General features: G+C 63.2%; 16 protein-coding genes. 10 read left to right on the top strand and 6 right to left on the bottom strand.

Going from position 1 to position 17,589, the window contains the following annotated elements; translation table 11 throughout:
• Positions 1–26: 26 nt before the first annotated feature.
• Positions 27–947, bottom strand: a complete 921-nt coding sequence (locus NKJ58_RS20185; protein WP_023670088.1) for a diacylglycerol/lipid kinase family protein — start codon at positions 945–947, stop codon at positions 27–29.
• 258 nt (positions 948–1,205) lie between these two features.
• On the opposite strand from NKJ58_RS20185, the gene NKJ58_RS20180 reads away from it, so the two are divergent.
• Positions 1,206–2,510 (top strand): PRC-barrel domain-containing protein, encoded by a 1,305-nt coding sequence (locus tag NKJ58_RS20180; RefSeq protein ID WP_023706302.1) that lies wholly within the window; start codon positions 1,206–1,208, stop codon positions 2,508–2,510.
• 97 nt (positions 2,511–2,607) lie between these two features.
• Here NKJ58_RS20180 and NKJ58_RS20175 read toward each other — a convergent pair whose 3' ends face one another.
• The gene (locus NKJ58_RS20175) at positions 2,608–4,146 is read right to left on the bottom strand and encodes an alkaline phosphatase family protein (protein ID WP_031198020.1); all 1,539 of its coding nucleotides are present in this window, start codon (positions 4,144–4,146) and stop codon (positions 2,608–2,610) included.
• Between the two features lie 217 nt (positions 4,147–4,363).
• Here NKJ58_RS20175 and NKJ58_RS20170 point away from each other — a divergent pair, with 217 nt between their 5' ends.
• The 4 genes from NKJ58_RS20170 (at position 4,364) to NKJ58_RS20155 (ending at position 7,533) form a co-directional block, all read left to right on the top strand.
• Positions 4,364–5,296, top strand: a complete 933-nt coding sequence (locus tag NKJ58_RS20170; RefSeq protein WP_023715016.1) for a VOC family protein — start codon at positions 4,364–4,366, stop codon at positions 5,294–5,296.
• Between the two features lie 4 nt (positions 5,297–5,300).
• Entirely contained in the window at positions 5,301–5,933 is a 633-nt protein-coding gene (locus NKJ58_RS20165) for an alpha/beta hydrolase (RefSeq protein ID WP_023715015.1), read from the top strand.
• Positions 5,926–6,225 (top strand): GNAT family N-acetyltransferase, encoded by a 300-nt coding sequence (locus NKJ58_RS20160; protein WP_023715014.1) that lies wholly within the window; start codon positions 5,926–5,928, stop codon positions 6,223–6,225. Before NKJ58_RS20165 ends, NKJ58_RS20160 begins: the two co-directional genes overlap by 8 nt.
• Before the next feature lie 249 nt (positions 6,226–6,474).
• On the top strand, positions 6,475–7,533 hold the full coding sequence (locus tag NKJ58_RS20155; protein ID WP_023715013.1) for a dipeptidase: 1,059 nt from the start codon (positions 6,475–6,477) through the stop codon (positions 7,531–7,533).
• A 3-nt stretch (positions 7,534–7,536) separates the two neighbouring features.
• On the opposite strand, the gene NKJ58_RS20150 is transcribed toward NKJ58_RS20155, so the two are convergent.
• From NKJ58_RS20150 to NKJ58_RS20135, 4 genes are read right to left on the bottom strand one after another with little or no spacing between them, the layout of a single operon-like run.
• Positions 7,537–7,782, bottom strand: coding sequence for a hypothetical protein (locus tag NKJ58_RS20150; RefSeq protein WP_023715012.1), 246 nt, complete (start codon positions 7,780–7,782; stop codon positions 7,537–7,539).
• A 2-nt stretch (positions 7,783–7,784) separates the two neighbouring features.
• Entirely contained in the window at positions 7,785–9,011 is a 1,227-nt protein-coding gene (locus tag NKJ58_RS20145) for an aminomethyl transferase family protein (RefSeq protein WP_352520064.1), read from the bottom strand.
• 51 nt (positions 9,012–9,062) lie between these two features.
• Entirely contained in the window at positions 9,063–10,628 is a 1,566-nt protein-coding gene (locus NKJ58_RS20140; RefSeq protein ID WP_023715010.1) for a phytoene desaturase family protein, read from the bottom strand.
• Positions 10,615–12,234 carry a phytoene desaturase family protein gene (locus NKJ58_RS20135; protein ID WP_023715009.1) on the bottom strand — a complete coding sequence of 540 codons (1,620 nt, stop codon included), beginning with the start codon at positions 12,232–12,234 and terminating at the stop codon, positions 10,615–10,617. The genes NKJ58_RS20140 and NKJ58_RS20135 overlap by 14 nt, the downstream gene beginning before the upstream one ends.
• A 201-nt stretch (positions 12,235–12,435) precedes the next feature.
• Between NKJ58_RS20135 and NKJ58_RS20130 the strand changes: the two genes are divergently transcribed.
• The 5 genes from NKJ58_RS20130 (at position 12,436) to NKJ58_RS20110 (ending at position 17,570) form a co-directional block, all read left to right on the top strand.
• Positions 12,436–13,236: a class I SAM-dependent methyltransferase gene (locus NKJ58_RS20130; RefSeq protein WP_352520065.1), complete on the top strand. Its 801-nt coding sequence runs from the start codon at positions 12,436–12,438 to the stop codon at positions 13,234–13,236.
• Between the two features lie 27 nt (positions 13,237–13,263).
• Entirely contained in the window at positions 13,264–13,944 is a 681-nt protein-coding gene (betI, locus tag NKJ58_RS20125) for a transcriptional regulator BetI (RefSeq protein ID WP_023715006.1), read from the top strand.
• A 58-nt stretch (positions 13,945–14,002) separates the two neighbouring features.
• Positions 14,003–15,085, top strand: a complete 1,083-nt coding sequence (locus NKJ58_RS20120) for an ABC transporter substrate-binding protein (protein ID WP_023696413.1) — start codon at positions 14,003–14,005, stop codon at positions 15,083–15,085.
• A 116-nt stretch (positions 15,086–15,201) separates the two neighbouring features.
• Complete coding sequence (locus tag NKJ58_RS20115; RefSeq protein WP_023715005.1) at positions 15,202–16,278, top strand: extracellular solute-binding protein; 1,077 nt, start codon at positions 15,202–15,204, stop codon at positions 16,276–16,278.
• Entirely contained in the window at positions 16,275–17,570 is a 1,296-nt protein-coding gene (locus tag NKJ58_RS20110) for a flavin monoamine oxidase family protein (protein ID WP_023715004.1), read from the top strand. Before NKJ58_RS20115 ends, NKJ58_RS20110 begins: the two co-directional genes overlap by 4 nt.
• Positions 17,571–17,589 lie beyond the last annotated feature (19 nt).

Genomic DNA, 17,589 nt, shown 5'->3' with positions numbered 1-17,589 from the left:
GGTTTTCCGCGTCATTCGTAATCGCATCAGGCGGCCTTCGCCTGGGCGGCTTGCGCCGGAACCAGGACGTTCAGTGCTCCAGGGTGGATCTGGATTGTCGTTTCGCGCTCCAGCTTGACCAGTTCGCCGTCGATGACGGCGCCGAATTTCTTGCTCCCGGTATGGATCTTCACGATTGCCTTGTCGGCCTGATGAGTTTCGACATGATCGCTGTCGCGCCACCTGCCTCGAGCCATGTCGAAGAGCGCCCTGACCAGCTCGCCACGCTGCCGCGCCACGGTGACATAGATGCCGAGCACGCCGCCGGCAGGATTGTCGGCATAAGGCAGATGGCCTTCGCCAAACAGATTGTTGGAAATGCCGATGCCGCTGATGCGGGTCACGATCTCGGCTTCGCCGACCGTCAATGTCACCTTCATGGCGGGAGGATTGTTGATCGTCGTCCAAGCGGCCTTGGCCGAAGCGCGAATCTTTCCCAAGCGCGAGGCGAATTCCATATTGTCGCGCAGCTTCACCATCCTGGCGTGCAGGCCGATCGAGAACTGATGCACGAACGGCCGGCCATTCGCGCTCGCGATATCGACCGCCATGATCTCGCCGTCGGCAAAGGACTTCAGCGCGCCATCGATGGTCTGCGGAATTCCAAGGCCGCGGGCGAACAGGTTCATTGTTCCTGCAGGCAGGACGGCCAGCGCCTTCTTGCCATTCATCAGCCGCCCCGCGGCGGCCGAAATGGTGCCGTCGCCGCCACCGGCCAGCACGACGTCGATGTCGCGCCGCGCGGCGACCTTGTCGAGCGCCGCGACAATCTCCTTGCCGGCGACGATGTCGATCTCGATGGAGTGACCAGCCGCCTCGAGCGTCTGGCGCATCCGGTCGGTTAGCGCTGAAAGATCGGTGGTCCGCAAGGTGCCGCCGTCCCGGTTCAGCACCGCTGCAAATCGCATGCCCCACTCCGTATTCTTTTTAGCGGCCGGAATGCCAGCCGCAGGCTGAAACGGGCAAGCTTGGCAAAGGTTCCATCGGCCGGGCGGGAATGTCGGGCGATTCCGCGGACTTGCCCAGGGTATTTCGATGCTCCCGTTTTTTCGGAACAAGCGCCTTGTCACAACGTTGTGATCCCATTGGATGCGCCGCCTTCGGTCTCCCGGCAAGTGGTTTGCCGATTGCGGCGCGCATGAGATCACGCAAGAGGAGACTTAATCATGATCCGCACACTGTTCGCGACGACTGCACTCGCAACGCTGATCGCTACCGGTGCGTTTGCGCAGTCAACGACGGCCCCGGCGACGACCCCAGCGCCGGCTGAAGCCCCTGCTACCATCGCGCCGGCGCCGCAACAGGCCGACGGCGCGCTGATGACCAATATCATCGGCGAGTCCGTCTACAATGGCACTGGCGACGATGCGCAGAAGATCGGTGACGTCAGCGACGTCGTCCTCGATGAAAACGGCCAGGCGAAATCCGCCATTATCGGCGTTGGCGGCTTCCTCGGCATAGGCAGCAAGAACGTCGCCTTCGACTACGGCAAGTTGCAATGGGTCGAGAGGAATGGTGACCGCTGGCTCGTCGCCGAGACGACGAAAGAAGCGTTGACGGCGCTGCCCGATTTCGACCGCAAGCCCTACGATCCGGCCCCGGCCACTGCTTCCACGGCGCAGAACGACCCGCAGAAGCCGGTTGATCTCAACGCCGCGCCGTCAGAACCGGCGGTGAAACGCGCTGACGGCAATCTCGCAACCAACATCATCGGCGAGAATGTCTACAATGGCACTGGCGACGATGCCCAGAATATCGGCGACGTCAACGACATCGTGCTGACCAAGGATGGCAAGGCGCAGTCGCTGGTGATCGGCGTCGGCGGCTTCCTTGGCATGGGTGAAAAGAATGTCACCTATGATTTCGCCAAGGCGCAGTGGGCCGAAAAGAACGGCGATCGCTGGCTGGTGGCGCAGACCACCAAGGAGGAACTGCAGGCGCAGCCTGATTTCGACCGCAAGCCCTATGATCCGGCGCCGGTGACGACAACCTCCGACGCAACGCAGCCGACTGCTCCCGCTGCCCCGACGGCCGTTGCACCGGCTGACAATGCTCAGCCAGCGGACAAGACCGCGGAAGCTCCGGCCGGTACAAAAGCCACCGATCCGACGCAAACGGCAGCGATCGACAAGTCGACACTGACCGAAATGCCGGTCGGCAACATCAGAGGCGACGACCTGAAGGGCACCACCGTCTATGGCGCCAACGACGCCAAGGTCGGCGAGATCGGCGACGTCGTGCTCACGCCCGACAGCAAGCCGGATGCCGTCATCATCGATGTCGGCGGCTTTCTAGGCATCGGCGCCAAGGAGGTCGCGGTCGGCATGGACAAGCTCAAATTCATGACCGACAAGGACGGCAACAAATATCTCTACACCAACTTCACCAAGGAGCAGCTGCAGGCGCAGGCTGCGTATGACAAGGGCAGCTATGCCGAGAAGCGCGACCAGCAGCGGATGATGGTACAGTAAGGGAATAGGCAGTAGGGATTGGGCAGTAGGCGAAACCGAGTGACGAGGCAATCAGGCCGCCAGAACATTCTACTGCCTACTGCCTACTGCCTACTGCCTACCACATATCCACCACCCCTTCGTCCGTCAGCTCTGCAAGCGCCAACGACTGGTCAAGATGCTCGGCGCGCCAGGCAAGCAGTCGCTCGGCAAATTCAAGCCGCACGCTGAGATAGGCCGGGTCGGCGGCAACGTTGGCCAGTTCGCCCGGATCCTTCTGCATGTCGAAGAGCAGCGGCGGCAGGCCGCCGCCGAAATGCACGTATTTGAATTTTTCCGTACGGATGACGGCGAGGTTGCACTGGCGCGAGCCGATGCCGAAATGCCGTTCGGCCTCACCGCTGGCAATCGAGCGGAAGTCGAACTCCCAATGCGCCGCGTCGCGCCAATCCTTAGGCGGTTCATCTTGCAGGAACGGTTTTAGCGAGCGGCCGTCGAGATGCAGCTGGGCGTCGGCGTCCAGCAGATCGAGCAAGGTCGGGAAGATGTCGACGGCCTCGGTGAAGTGGTTGACGGTCGAGCCGGCTGCATTGCCGCGTCGTGGGTCGCGCACGATCAATGGGATGTGATAGCTGCCGTCGAAGAAGCCGCCTTTGCCCAGCATGAAATGGTCGCCCATCATCTCGGCGTGGTCCGAAGTCAGCACGATGATGGTGTCATCCCATGCATTCGCCGTCTTGATCGCTTGCCAGATGCGGCCAAGCTGCGCGTCGACCTCCGAGATCATGCCGTAATAGATCGCGCGGATGGCCCGGATGTTGTCGTCGCCCCAGTCGCGCACGTGGCCGTCGGTGCCGGGGCGAAAGCTTCTCCGCTTCTGGCGACCAAGGTCGTAAGCCACATAGGGATGCCTTTGCGCCTCAGCCTGCCAAGTCTCGGCACGGCGGAAGGGCGGTCCGTCCGCCGGATCATACAGCGTGTTGTAGGGCTGCGGTACGACAAAGGGCGGATGCGGGCTGATGAAGGAGACATGCGCGAACCATGGCGCATCCTGTTCGTCCAGCCAGCGAATGAATTCGCCGGCAAGAAAAGCGGTCGGCGTCTCGTCCCTGGAATAGACAGGCGGCGCGCTGGTCACGGCGTCGCCCGCTTCCCCGCCCACGGGGCGGTGAATGCCGGGAGAGCCGGCGCTGGTGTCGACGCCACGTGCCTTCAGCCATGACAGCCATGGTTTCTGATGCTCAGGAAGGAACCGGCGAACGCTGAAGCCGGGCAGCACGCCCTCATAGCTTTTCAGCCGGGGATCGCCCGGCGCCATCGTGCGCGGATCGGGCGAGACGTCGGTGTAGCCGAACAAAGTCGGATCATAGCCGAGGGCGCGTGCCGAAAGCGCCATGTTGCCATGGCGGGCGTCGAGCGGCGTGCCGTTGCGGCAGACGCGATTGTTCATCTGGTAGAGGCCGGTGTAGAGGCACGCGCGGGCCGGCGAGCAGGGCGCCGCGCCGCCGTAATGCCGCATGAAAAGGACGCCTTCGGCGGCGAGCGCATCGGCATTCGGCGTCTTCACCACGGGATGGCCGGCAGCCGACAGGCAATCGCCCCGCCATTGGTCGCAGGAGATCAATAGGATGTTCGGGCGTCTGCTTTTCGCGGCCAATGCTCTATCCTGTCACGTCGGGAAGACGTTCAATGAACCGGAATTTGGCGGCAGCGCAAGCCTGTCAGTCTTGCTTAAATGGTGAACGAAAATTTCCTGCTGTTCACTATTAGGATACAGTCCATTCTGAGTTTGCCGCCTTTGCCATTGCCGGGCGGCCACTCATATAGGCGTGGACAGCGGCAAGAGCCGCAAACCGAAGGGAAGGAGCAAGACAATGCTCGACCAGATCAAGGGCCTGCATCACGTGACGTCGATGGCCGGCGATGCGCGCCAGAACAATGATTTCTTCACGCACAAGCTCGGCCTGCGCCGGGTCAAGAAGACCGTCAACTTCGACGCGCCAGATGTCTATCACCTCTATTATGGTGACGAGCACGGTACGCCCGGCTCGGTGATGACCTATTTTCCGTTCCCGGACATTGCCAGGGGCCGCCATGGCGTCGGGGAAGTCGGTACCACGGCCTATTCGGTGCCGGCCGGCACGCTCGGCTATTGGGAAAAGCGCTTCGCCGATGAAGGCGTTGCGGGTGTCTCCCGCGAAGAGACGTTCGGCGAGAAGCGGCTGGCCTTCGCCGGTCCCGACGGCGACGGTTTCGCGCTGGTCGAAGACAAAGCGGACAGCCGCGCGCCATGGTTGAAAGGCGGCATTCCTGCTGATGAGGCGATACGCGGCTTCCACTCGGTCTCGCTCAGATTGAAGGATGGTGGCGCCACGGAAGAGCTGTTGAAGTTCATGGGCTATGAGCAAGTGGACAAGTCCGGCAGTGTCAGCCGGCTCGCCATCAAGAACGGCAACGGCGCTGATGTCGTCGATATCGAATCGCTGCCTACCGCGGCCTTTGCCAATCTCGGCGCCGGCTCGGTCCACCATGTCGCCTTCTCGGTGGAGAACCGCGCCCAGCAGCTCGAAGTGCGCAAGGCGCTGATCGATACGGGTTATGGTGTGACGCCGGTGATCGACCGCGACTATTTCTGGGCGATCTACTTCCGAACGCCGGGCGGCGTGCTGTTCGAAGTCGCCACCAATGAGCCGGGCTTCGACCGCGACGAGGACACCGCCCATCTCGGCGAGGCGCTGAAACTGCCGACGCAGCACCAGCATCTGCGGCCCTATCTTGAAGAACATCTGCAGAAGCTGGAAGGCTGAGACGATGAGCAAGGAAGCTTACATCCATAAGGCGCTGCCGGGTTCGCCCGGCGGCCCGCTGCTCTTCGTCTTTCACGGCACCGGCGCGGACGAGAGCCAGCTGCTGTCGCTCGGGCGCGACCTCGCGCCACAGGCGACGATCGTATCGCCGCGCGGCGATGTTTCCGAGCATGGTGCGGCGCGTTTCTTCCGCCGCACCGGCGAGGGCGTCTACGACATGGACGACCTCGCGCGGGCGACCGCCAAGATGGCCGGTTTCATCAAGGCGCAGGTGGCGGCGGCAAGACCATCTTCGGTCTTGGGTCTCGGCTATTCCAACGGCGCCAACATCCTGGCGTCGGTAATGTTCGCCGCGCCCGAGCTGTTCGATGCGGCGGTGCTGATGCACCCGCTGATCCCGTTCGAACCGCAGGTGCAGGGCAGCCTTGCCGGACGCCGCATCCTGGTCACCGCCGGCAAACGCGATCCGATTTGCCCGCCCAACCTGACGTCGCGGCTGGAAGCCTGTTTGCGTGCCGATGGCGCCGATGTCACAGTGGAGTGGCACGATGGCGGCCACGAAATTCGGCCCAACGAGATCGAAGCGGCGAAGCGGCTTTTTGCCGATGCGCCGGTTGAAGGAGCAAGCGATGCCTGACCAGTTACCTGAGATCGAACTCGAGGACCGCGGCTCGAAGGGACGTTATGTCCTGCGCGGGCCCGGTGGCGCCGAGGCGGAAATGACCTTCACCAAGATCGGCGAGCACCAGATCATCATCGATCACACCGAAGTGCCGGACGTGTTTCGCGGCCAGGGCGCCGGCCTTCGGCTTGTCACACGCGCCGTCGAGGACGCGCGGGCAGTGGGCAAGAAGATCATCCCGCTCTGCCCCTTCGCCAACGCCCAGTTCCGCCGCCATCCGGAATGGGCGGATGTGCTGAAGCAATAGACCTTTTTCCCTTCTCCCCTTGTGGGGTGAGTTGCCGGTCGCCGAAGGCGAATTCATCGTGCCGGTGGCACGATGAAAGGCCGGCGAACGCCGGGACGCTGCGAAGCAGCGGGGACCCGGCAGGTGGTCGGAGTCGCTCAGCCACAAGAGCGAACACCTCTCTGGCATTTGCGCAGTTCGGCCTTCTTGCCTAAGTACACAGTTCGCTGCGGTTCGTCCGCTCCTGCCAACTGACCGAATGGCTTCCTGATGACCGAATCCGATCTCGTCCCCGTCTTCGACGGCCACAACGACACGCTGCTGCGACTGTACCAGTCGAAAGACACCGACGTCGAAAAGCTGTTCATCGAGGGGACGCAGGGCGGTCATATAGATCTGCCGCGCGCCAAGAAGGGCGGCTTTGCCGGCGGCATGTTCGCGATCTTCCCGCCGCCGGTAGAGAAGAGCAAACGCTCTGCGGTGCCGCCGGCGCCGAGCGACAATGAGCCATTGCCGCCGGAACTGCCACGCGCTGATGCGCTCAATTCCACCATCGGCATGGCCTCGATCCTGTTTCGGCTGGAGCGAGCGGGGGCGCTGACCGTCTGCCGCAGTGCCGGTGACATTCGCGAGGCGATGGCGAAAGGTTCGATCGCGGCGGTGTTTCACATCGAAGGCGTCGAGGCGATCGATCCCGAACTTACCTTGCTCGACGTGCTCTACGAAGCCGGCCTGCGCTCGCTCGGCATTGTCTGGAGCCGACCCAACGCCTTCGGCCATGGCGTCCCGTTCCGCTTTCCGTCGTCGCCCGATACCGGACCGGGGCTGACCGATGCCGGCAAGGCGCTGGTCAAGGCCTGCAATCAGCTCAAGATCATGGTCGACCTGTCACATCTCAACGAAAAAGGCTTTCGCGATGTCGCCGCACTCAGCGATGCGCCGCTGGTCGCCACCCATTCCAACGTGCATGCGCTGTGCACCCATTCGCGCAACCTGACGGACTGGCAGCTCGGCGCTATCCGCGAGACCGGCGGCATGGTCGGGCTCAACTTCGCCACCGGCTTCCTGCGTGAAGACGGACGGATGAATTCGGACACCAGCCTCGACATCATGGTGCGCCATGTCGACTCGCTGCTGCAGGCGCTGGGCGAGGACGGCGTCGGTCTCGGCTCCGATTTCGACGGGGCGATGATTCCGGCCGTCATCGGCGACGTTGCCGGCTTGCCGAAGCTGATAGATGCGCTGGCCGCGCGCGGTTTCGGACGCGCGTTGATCGAGAAGATCGCCTATCGCAACTGGCTGAGCGTTCTCGAAAGAACCATAGGCTGAGGCTTAAGCGCCCATGCGCTTCAGCCAATCCTGGCCGCCGCGATCCCTGATCATCGGCAACGGGTTCTCCCAGTCCAGCCGCGCGCAGATGCGGTAGACTTCGAGCGTCTCGGCGCTCATCTCGCCGCGCTTGTAGAAGTACATGGCGGCGGCATAGCGGGCGCGACCCGACCATTTTTCGCCGAGCGGCGTGTTGACCAGCTGCCACTGTTCGGCGGCTTCCGCCCCATCATCCGGTTCGTCGGCCATGATCAGAAATCCGCCGGCGGATTGGCGGTGCGGCGGTCGAGCTTGATGAAGGGACGGGCCACCACCTTGGCCCGCTTCATCAGCTTCTGGTACTGCAACTCGCGCATGGCGTAGATCTCGACCCAGAGGTCTTCCACCATCCTATCACCATAGGGACGCGTCAGCGAGGCGATGGCGATATTGCGCTTGGCCATCGGCGACCACATGGCGGCGCTGACCAGCCCGACCTCCTGATGCTTCTTGTGATAGACGATGGCGTGTTCGGCCGGGATGTTGCCTTCGATCTCCAGCCCGACCAGCACGTAAAGCAGCTTGCGTTTGGCACGGGCTTCGAGGATGGCGCGGCGGCCATTGAAATGGCCTTTTCCCAGGTCGACCATAAAGCCGAGACCGATCTCGTCCGGCATGCGCAGACGGTCGGCGCGAATGGCATGGTCTGCGGTGGTGAAGTCGGCATTGGCGACGATCAGGCCGGCTTCCAGCCGGGCGCGATTGAGGGCGGCGTAGCCGATGGCGCGGATGCCGCGCAGCTCGCCTGCCGTCATCAGGCGGTCCCAGAGGCTGAGCGCTTTTTCGGCCGGCATGAACAGTTCGTAGCCGAGATCGCCGGTGAAGCCGGTGCGCGAGATGGTGATAGTGCCGCCATCGTGCGGGAATTCGGCGAGATCGAACACTTTGAGTTTTTCAACGCCGGCGAAACCCGCCTCGTGCAGCACGGCGAAGGAGGTTGGGCCTTGCAGAGCGAGACCAGCGACGCTTTCAGTCTCTTCCTCGACGGTCACTTCGAAACCGATGGCGCTGTCGAGCAGCCAGGGCAGGTGCCGCTCCTGCGAACACAGGCGGAAGCGGGTCGGCGACAGCCGGAACAGCGTGCCGTCATCGAGGACAAAACCTTCGTCGTCGCACCATGCGGTGTAGTGGACGCGGCCCGGTTTCAGCTTGGTGACATCGCGCAGCGTGACGCGATCGAGGAAGGCTTCGGCATCCGGCCCCTCGATGCGGTATTTGGTCATCGGCGAGATGTCGAACAAAGCCGCCTGGCTGCGGATGGCGAAATATTCGAGTTCCTCGTCCCACAGCGAATGCGGCGCGCGATAGCCGGCCCAATTGTACCAGTCCTGAGTTTTGGCCAGCGCATCGATGCGCGGCTGGAACGGCGTGCCGAGACGCAGTGTGCGGAAATGCGACTGCGCTGTGGTGCGGGCGGCGTTGTTGATCGGACTCGTCATGACGGCATTCCTTCGCCGTAAAGTGCGGCGTTGACTGGCTGAAACATCCGATCATCCCTTCATCGCGCTGATGCGCCGCGCCGCATTCAAACCGGGAGCACCCGAAACGCCGCCGCCCGGATGCGAACCGGCGCCGGCCAGGAACAGCCCCTCGATCGGCGTGTCGTAGCCCGACCAGCCGGAGACGGGCCGCGACATCAACATCTGGTCGGCCTGCAATTCGCCGTGGTGCCAATGGCCCCCCGGCATGCGGTAGTTGGCTTCGATATCGGCTGGCGTCAAAAGCTCGGCATGCAGCACGGACTTGCCGATACCGGGGGCGTAGGCTTCGAGCTGCGCCATAACAGCCTTGAGGAATTTCGGCTTGCCGGCATCCCAACCCTCTTTCAGCGCATAAGGCGCGTATTGCACGATCGCCGAGAGCACGCAGGCGCCGCTTGGCGCGAGCGACGGGTCGGAGAGCGAGGGTAGTGTGATCTCCATCACCGGTTCGGCTGAGAACTCGCCATATTTTGACGGGTTGAACGCGCGCTCGACATGGTCGGCCGAGGGCGCGATGACCAGACGGCCCTTGTGATTATCGGCGCCGACGCCGGAAAATTGCGGTTGCCGTTCGAGCGCCAGATGGAGCTTCGCCGCGTCGCCCCTCATGCGGATGTTCTTTACCTTGCGCACGAAACCCGTGTCGATCTCGCGCGGGCCGACGAGATCGAGCATGGTCGTCGCCGGGTTGATGGCGGAGACGATCGTTCTGGCGTGCAGCACCTCGCCGCCGTCGAGGGTCACGCCGAGGGCGCGCCCTTTTTCGACGACTATTCTGGCCACGGGCGCTGCCGTGCGGATGGTGACGCCGGCTTTCTCCGCCGCCGCGCCGATCGCGGCGACGACTGCACCCATCCCACCTTTCGGCAGCATCTGCGCGCCGGTTTTGCCGCCGGTCTCGCCGGCCAGCCGATAGTAGAGGCCGAGCAGGGAGGTCGGCGAACGCGGGCCGAGGTGGCTACCAAGCGTGGCGTCGAAGGCAAGCAGGCCCTTCAGCCTGATATCGGCAAGCTGCTCGTCGAGCAGGTCGGCGACGTTCATCAGGAGAACGCGCAGGAAGTCGCGCATGTCTTCCTTGCCGAGCTTTTTCAGCGCCACGGCCGTCTGGCCGAGCGCTGCGGTTTCAAGCAGGGACATGCCACCGAGATCGGGCGGGCGCCGCGACAGGAACGGTTTCAGGATGCCGGCGTAGCGCATGAGTTGCGCGCGCAATTCCTTCCAGTCGGACTGCTCGGACGGAGTGGAGCCGGTCAGCACTTCGCCATAGGCGCCATGCAGGACAAGCGGCGGGCCGTCCTTCGCCAAGGCGACCGACGGCATGAAGTCTGCGCGGGTGACCTGCAGCCCGTGTTTCTCCAGCTCCAATGTCTTTACCACGTCGGGATGCAGACGGTTCAGCACATGGGCGATCGAGGAGACGCGAAAGCCAGGGGCGAACTCTTCGGTGCGCGCGGCCCCGCCGACTTCGGTCCCGGCTTCCAACACCAGCACCTTGCGGCCGGCCTTGGCCAGAGTGGCGGCAGCGACAAGGCCGTTATGGCCGCCGCCTATGATGATGGCATCAAATGACGTCATGGGCCGCGCTCATATGGGAGGTCGATTTGGCGAGGTCGCGCAGGATCTCGGCTGCTGCATTGCGGCCGGGTGCGCCCATGACGCCGCCGCCGGGATGGGTCGAGGAGCCGCACATATAGAGCCCGCCGACCGGCGAGCGGTATTGTGCGTAGCCCGGCACCGGCCGGTTGAACAGCAACTGGTCGAAGGTCAGCTCGCCCTGAAAGATGTTGCCTTCGGTGAGGCCGACCTCGGCTTCGATCTCGCGCGGCGTGCGAACCTCCATGTGGACGATGCGGTCGCGGAAGCCCGGCGAGTATTCCGCGATCTGCGCGACCACGCTTTCAGCGAAACCGTCGCGGTCGGCATCGGTCCAGTCCTGGCCATTCACCTTGGGCGGCGCGTACTGCACGAAGCAGCTCATAAAATGCTTGCCCGGCGGCGCCATGGTCGGGTCGAGCGTCGTTGGGATGACCATGTCGAGGAATGGGTCGGCCGACCAGCGACCGGCCTTCCAGTCGTCATAGGCGCGCTCCATGCGCTCCATGGAATCGGTGAAATGCATGTCGCCGCGATAAACGGGTGAATCCTTCGGCAGTGCCGGGAATTCCGGCAGAGAATCCAACGCGATGTTGACCTTGCCGGAGGAGCCGCGGATCTTGAAGTTCCTGACCCGCCGCAGGAAAATGTCGGGCAGTTCCTTCTCCTCGACCAGTTTCAGGAATGTGCGTTTGACGTCGGCGTTGGAGACGACGAGCTTGCCGTAAATCTCCTCGCCGCCAGCCAGCACCACGCCCTTGGCCTTGCCTCGGCTCACCAGCACATGGTCGACCTCGGCGCCGGTACGGATGGTGCCGCCGGACGCCTTGAAGGAACCGGCGAGCGCCTTGGCGACGGCGCCCATGCCGCCGCGCGCATAGCCCCAGGCGCCGACCGAGCCGTCGACCTCACCCATATAATGGTGCAGCAGCACGTAGGCTGTGCCGGGCGACATCGGCCCGAGCGCGGTACCGATGATGCCGGACAAAGCGAAGTTCGCCTTGATGACATCGGTCTCAAAATATTCGTCGAGGAATTCCGAGATCGACATGGTCCAGAAGCGCAGCGTCAGCGCCATTTCTTCTGATGACAGGCCGGCGAATTTCTTGCCGAGATAGAGAAGCTCTCCGAGGTCACGCGGCTTGAGACTGGTCGGGTCCGGTGCGGTGCGCATCAGCAGCGGCTGGATGAAGCGGCACTGCCGCGTCACGTCGCGCGAATAACGGTCATAGGCCTCGGCGTCGCGCCTGGAGAAGCGGGCAAATTCGCGCCGGTGCGCATCGTGGTCACGGTAGTTGGCGAGGTAGTCGCCATCGCGCGTGAACACGGCGCCGCCCTCATAGGAAATCACCTGCAAGCCGAAGCGCGGCAGTTCGAGGTCGCGCATGATTTCGGGGCGAAACAGCGAGCAGACATAGGAGCAGTTGGAGTACAGGAAGCCCGGCGTTAGCTCGCGGCTGGTAGCGGCGCCGCCGACCCAGTCGTTCTTTTCCACCACCAGCACGTCGAGCCCGGCGCGTTGCAAATAGCTGGCGTTGACCAGGCCGTTGTGTCCGCCGCCGATGACGATCGCATCCCAAGCTTTCATTCGCGCCCAGCCTTCATGGTGCTCGACCCTTCATTTTCGCGTGATTTGTCGCCGAATGCGCGGAATTTGGCACGGCAGCGGCTATTCTGTCCAGCCATTCTGAATGAATGTTCAACAAATGATATTGCGTTTTCCTGTTAATACGCTACGCTTTGCCGGCATTCGAACCTGCGCAATTCGGCTGATGGGACTTAAGGTCTGATGATCGAAACGGCAGATGGCGAGCCGGAATATGACGCTGCCGCGATCCGCTTCCTCGAGGCGCTGTGGGGCGAGGGTTATCTGTCGCCGGGCGGACCCGACGAGGTCGACCGGGTGGTCGAAGGGCTGTCGCTCAGGGGCAAGACGATCCTCGACATCGGCTGCGGCTCCGGCGGCATCGCGCTGCATCTGGTGGAGCGCCACGGTGCTGCTCATGCCACCGGCTTCGACATCGAGCGGCCGGTGATCGAGGCGGCCAGAAAGCATGCCGCTGCACGAGGGCTTTCAGACCGCGCCAGCTTCGTCCAGGCGCCGCCGGGGCCGCTGCCTTTTGCCGACGCTTCGTTCGATGTCGTCTTCTCCAAGGATGCGCTGGTGCACGTGTCCGACAAGGACGCGCTGTTTGTGGAAATCTTCCGCGTGCTGAAGCCGGGCGGCGTCCTTGCCGCCTCCGACTGGCTGATCGGCCATGACGGCGAGCCGTCATCTGAGATGAAGGCCTATGTCGCGGCCGAAGGCCTGTCCTTCGCCATGGCCTCGCCGGCACGCTATGCGCGAGCGATGCGCAGCGCCGGCTTTGCCGATGTCACTGTGAAGGACCGCAATTCTTGGTACCGCGAGGTCGCACGCGGCGAGCTGGAAAGGCTGAAAGGCCCGCTCTACGAGACGGCGGCAGTCGCGGTCGGAGCGGCCTATGTCGACAAGAACATCAAGACCTGGGAAGCCATGCAGAAGGTGCTTGACAGTGGCGAGCACCGTCCCACTCATCTTCGCGGGTGGAAGCCGGCTGTGGTGGGATAGCCGGCAATGTGGAGCATGACGGCACCGATGAAAGCTGCAGCGCGCGAAGAGCGATCCTCCGACACGTCTGGAAAAACCGAGCCGGAAAAACGCGGCCGCAAGGCGTCGAAGGAGGTCAGGCAACAGCAGCTGATCGAAGCGACCATCGATTCGCTGGCCAAGCGCGGTTATTCGGAAACGACGATGGCCGATGTCGCTGACGGCGCCGGCCTGTCGCGCGGCATCGTCAACTTCCATTTCGAGAGCAAGGAGAAGCTGCTCGTCGCCACGCTGGCCTATATGGCCGACGAATATGCGGCGCATTGGCGCGTCGCGCTGACCAAGGCCGGCGAGGATCCAGCCCGGCAGCTGCGGGCGCTGGTCGCCGCCGATTTCGACCGTTCGATCTGCAACAAGCGCAAGCTCGCGGCGTGGTGCGCGTTCTGGGGCGAGGCCAAGTCGCGGCCGACCTACCAGGCGCTGTGCGGCGCGCGCGACGCGGCCTACCAGAAGATCTTCATCGACCTCTGTGCCACGCTCAAGCAGGGCGGTGGTTACGCCTATGAGCCGCAGGGCATGGCGCTGGCGCTCAGCGCCATGCTGGAGGGCTTGTGGCTGCGGCTGATGATGGGGACCGAGGACGTCACCCGTGAAAGCGCGCTACAGGCGGCAAACGAATTCCTGTCGGCCGCCTTTCCGAAGCACTACCCGCCGGACAGCGGACGTTGACAACAACCGGCGGATCCAAGCCGGAGCGAACAATCAGAAACAAAGAGGATGGAACAGCATGAAAAGAATAGCCCGACGCCTGACACTGACATTGGCGCTGACGGCGACGCTGGCTGGTTCGGCCGCGGCGATTGCGGTCGCCGCCGACAAGGACCTGATCGTGTTCGACTGGTCCGGCTATGAGGACCCGAGCTTCCACCCCAAATATGTCGAGAAGAACGGCGACTCGCCGACCTTCGCCTTCTTCGGCGACGAGGACGAAGCCTTCGAAAAAGTGCGCTCCGGCTTCAAGGCCGATCTTGGTCATCCCTGCTCGCAGAGCGTGACAAAGTGGCGCGAGGCGGGGCTGCTGCAGCCGCTCGACACCTCGAAGATCACCGGCTGGAAGGATCTCAATCCCGGCATCATGGCGATGAAGGATCTGGCCACCACTTCGGACGGCAAGGCCTGGTTCATGCCGTGGGACTGGGGCAACACCCAGCTCACCTACAACTCCGACAAGATCGACGCGAAGGATGTGCAGTCGCTGAAGGCCTTCGCCGATCCCAAGTTCAAGGGGCGGGTCTCGATCGGCGACAATGTCGACGACGCCTATGCGCTGGCCAGCCTTGCCATGGGGCTCAAGGACTGGACCAAGATGACGGACGACCAGTTCAAGCAGGCGTCCGACTTCCTGCGCCAGGTGCACAAGAATGTCCGCTCCTACTGGACCGATACCACGGACGTCGTCCAGTTGCTGAGCGGCGGCGAGGTCGATCTCGCCTGGGCATGGAACGATGCCACGGTACAATCCGTCGCTGCCGGTGTGCCGATCAAGTCCAAGAAGGATACGGACGAAGGCATCTCGACCTGGGTCTGCGGCTACGTGCTGTTCAAGGACGCACCCGGCAATGTCGACAAGGCCTATGACTACCTCAACGCGATCAACGATCCCGAGACCGCCAAGGTGCTGGTCAAGGACTGGGGTTATGGCCAGGCCAACGCCAAGGGCATGGCCGGCGTCGACCCGGCGATCCTGAAAGAAAAGGGCTATGACGATGTGCAGAGATTCGTCGACAAGACCCTGTTCCAATCGCCCGTGCCGTCGTCGCTCAAGCTCAAGATGATCGCCGAATTCGAGAAGATCAAGGCGGGGTACTAAAGCTCTGTCCGGCTTCCTCCGTCTGCCTGTCAGTGCGCCGGGCAGACGGTCTCGCCAAGGCCGCTGAAATTCCGTAACGTCGCCCGGCCGCTTTTCGCGATGAGGAGTTTCGCGCCATGAATTCCATGCTTCGCCGCCTTGCTCTTGCTGCCGCCCTTACGGTCGGCGCAGGCGCCGTGCTTGCTTATGCCGAAGGCGGCGGAGACCTCGTCGTGTTCGACTGGTCGGGTTATGAGGATCCGTTGCTGCACCCCGACTACACCGCCAAATACGGCGCCGAGCCGACCTTTGCTTTCTTCGGCGACGAGGAGGAAGCGTTCCAGAAGATGCGCGCCGGCTTCAAGGCCGACATCGCCCACCCCTGCTCGCAAAGCGTGACCAAGTGGCGCGCGGCCGGCATTCTGCAGCCGCTCGACACCTCCCGGATCGCCGGCTGGCAGGATCTCAATCCCGGCATCATGGCGATGAAGGATCTCGCCGTCACCGCCGACGGCAAGGCCTGGTTCATGCCGTTCGACTGGGGCAACACTTCGCTGCTCTACCGCACCGACAAGGTCACGGCGGAGGAAGCGCAGTCGCTGAAGATTTTCGCCGATCCCAAATTCAAGGGCCGCGTCACCATCGGCGACAATGTCGATGACGCCTATGCGCTGGCCAGCCTGGTCATCGGCCTCAAGGACTGGACCAAGATGACCGACGCGCAGTTCCAGGAGGCGTCCGCGTTCCTGCGTGACGTCCACAAGAACATCCGCTTTTACTGGACCGACGACACCGACCTCAACCAGGCCTTTACCGGCAATGAGGTCGACCTCGTCTGGGGCTGGAATGAGACCTTCGTGACGCTCAAGGGCCAAGGCATGCCGATCGCCATGAACCGCGACACCAGGGAAGGCATATCCACCTGGGTGTGCGGCTATGTGCTGATGAAGGATGCGCCGGGCAAGCTCGATCAGGCCTATGATTTCCTCAGTGCGGTCAACGCGCATGCCGTTTCCGATTACTTGGTCAAGACCTTCGGCTACGGCCACGGCAACAGCGCCGGGATGGCCGCGGTAGACCATCAGGTGCTGAGCGACCGTGGCTTCGACAATCTCGACAAGTTTTTGGACAAGACGCTGTTCCAGCAGCCGGTGCCGCCTGAGCTCAAGCAGCGCATGGTCACGGAATTCGAGAAGATCAAGGCCGGCTATTGAGCGACAGGACTGAAAGAACCGATGTCGTCATCGTCGGCGCCGGTTTCACGGGCCTGTCGGCTGCGCTTGAGCTGAGAAAGGCCGGCATCGATGTCGTGCTGCTCGAAGCACGCGACCGCGTCGGCGGCAGGGTCGAGGCTATTCGCAACGGGCTTGGCGAGCGCATCGACAGCGGCGGCCAGTTTTTCTGCGAAGACATGCCGGAGGTGACGGCGCTGGCCGCGTCCCGTGGCAAGGCCTTCGTCGAAACCTATGTGAATGGCGATTTCATCACCCATCCATCGCTGTCGGTCGAAGAGGCCGAACGGACCTATCATGGCGCGATGGCAATCCGCGAGCGGATGAATGCGATCGAGCCGGACGATCCCTCGATCGCCGGCATGAGCGCTGCCGCCTGGCTCGAATGCCAGCATGATCCCACTGACGCCAAGACGGCTTTCCGCTCGATGATCGAAGGCCTGTGGTGCCTGGCGATGGACAAGGTGCCGCTGTGGTACCTCATCGACAATGACCGCCGCATCACCAACGAGGTGCCCGAGCTGCAATATTCGCTGCTCGAAACCATGCAGTCGCTGGCCGAGGACATGGCGGGAGATCTCGGCGATAGCGTTCGGCTGAACGAGCCGGTTACGCGCATCGAGCACGGGCCGCAAGGGGTTCGTGCCGTCTCGGCAGGCAGCGCCATCGAAGCGCGAAGAGTGCTGGTCGCGCTGCCGCCGGCGAGGGCCGCGAAGCTGGATTTCGCGCCCGCTCTGCCGCCCGCTCTCGCAAAGGCGCTCGGCGTCTGGGAAAGCGGTGCGGTGATCAAGATCCTGGTGCGCTATCCCACGCCGTTCTGGCGCAAGCGCGACCTGTGCGGCATGGTGATGTGGCGCGACCTGCCGGGCCTGTTCGCCTGTGACGCCAGCAAGGATGCGCAACATGCTGCGCTGGTCGTCTTCGTCGGCGGACCGCTGGCCTTGCATTGGCGTCCGCTCGCGGACGCGGCGTTGCGTGCGGAGGTCACGGCAAGGCTCGTTGATGCCCTTGGCCCGGAGGCGGCCGACATTGTCGATTTCAGCCAGCGCGACTGGATCGATGACCGCTGGAGCGGCGGCGCCTACAGCGACCTTATTGTCGATGTGACGGCACGGGATGCCGAGCGCACGATCCGTGCCGGCGCAGATCCTGTTCATTTCGCATCGTCGGAACTGTCGCCGTCATTCCCGGGCTATGTCGAAGGCGCCATCGTGATGGGGCGGATCGCAGCCAAACAGATCGCGACGGAACTTAAAATTCTTAGTGGAGCATGATCTTATTCCGAAAATCGGT

Origin of the sequence: Mesorhizobium sp. M0139 (genome assembly GCF_040322455.1) — a bacterium.
In the GTDB taxonomy this organism is placed as follows: domain Bacteria; phylum Pseudomonadota; class Alphaproteobacteria; order Rhizobiales; family Rhizobiaceae; genus Mesorhizobium.
The sequence above is the reverse complement of the archived record's forward strand: the minus strand, read 5'-3'. Positions and strand labels throughout refer to the sequence as shown.

Excerpts from the sequence above, each read along its gene's own strand:
- NKJ58_RS20180 (WP_023706302.1), top strand. The coding sequence starts at position 1,206 with ATGATCCGCACACTGTTCGCGACGACTGCACTCGCAACGCTGATCGCT.
- NKJ58_RS20150 (WP_023715012.1), bottom strand. The coding sequence starts at position 7,782 with ATGGCCGACGAACCGGATGATGGGGCGGAAGCCGCCGAACAGTGGCAG.
- NKJ58_RS20185 (WP_023670088.1), bottom strand. The coding sequence starts at position 947 with ATGCGATTTGCAGCGGTGCTGAACCGGGACGGCGGCACCTTGCGGACC.
- NKJ58_RS20160 (WP_023715014.1), top strand. The coding sequence starts at position 5,926 with ATGCCTGACCAGTTACCTGAGATCGAACTCGAGGACCGCGGCTCGAAG.
- NKJ58_RS20140 (WP_023715010.1), bottom strand. The coding sequence starts at position 10,628 with ATGACGTCATTTGATGCCATCATCATAGGCGGCGGCCATAACGGCCTT.
- NKJ58_RS20115 (WP_023715005.1), top strand. The coding sequence starts at position 15,202 with ATGAATTCCATGCTTCGCCGCCTTGCTCTTGCTGCCGCCCTTACGGTC.
- NKJ58_RS20135 (WP_023715009.1), bottom strand. The coding sequence starts at position 12,234 with ATGAAAGCTTGGGATGCGATCGTCATCGGCGGCGGACACAACGGCCTG.
- NKJ58_RS20170 (WP_023715016.1), top strand. The coding sequence starts at position 4,364 with ATGCTCGACCAGATCAAGGGCCTGCATCACGTGACGTCGATGGCCGGC.
- NKJ58_RS20120 (WP_023696413.1), top strand. The coding sequence starts at position 14,003 with ATGAAAAGAATAGCCCGACGCCTGACACTGACATTGGCGCTGACGGCG.
- NKJ58_RS20155 (WP_023715013.1), top strand. The coding sequence starts at position 6,475 with ATGACCGAATCCGATCTCGTCCCCGTCTTCGACGGCCACAACGACACG.
- NKJ58_RS20130 (WP_352520065.1), top strand. The coding sequence starts at position 12,436 with ATGATCGAAACGGCAGATGGCGAGCCGGAATATGACGCTGCCGCGATC.
- betI (WP_023715006.1), top strand. The coding sequence starts at position 13,264 with ATGAAAGCTGCAGCGCGCGAAGAGCGATCCTCCGACACGTCTGGAAAA.
- NKJ58_RS20165 (WP_023715015.1), top strand. The coding sequence starts at position 5,301 with ATGAGCAAGGAAGCTTACATCCATAAGGCGCTGCCGGGTTCGCCCGGC.
- NKJ58_RS20145 (WP_352520064.1), bottom strand. The coding sequence starts at position 9,011 with ATGACGAGTCCGATCAACAACGCCGCCCGCACCACAGCGCAGTCGCAT.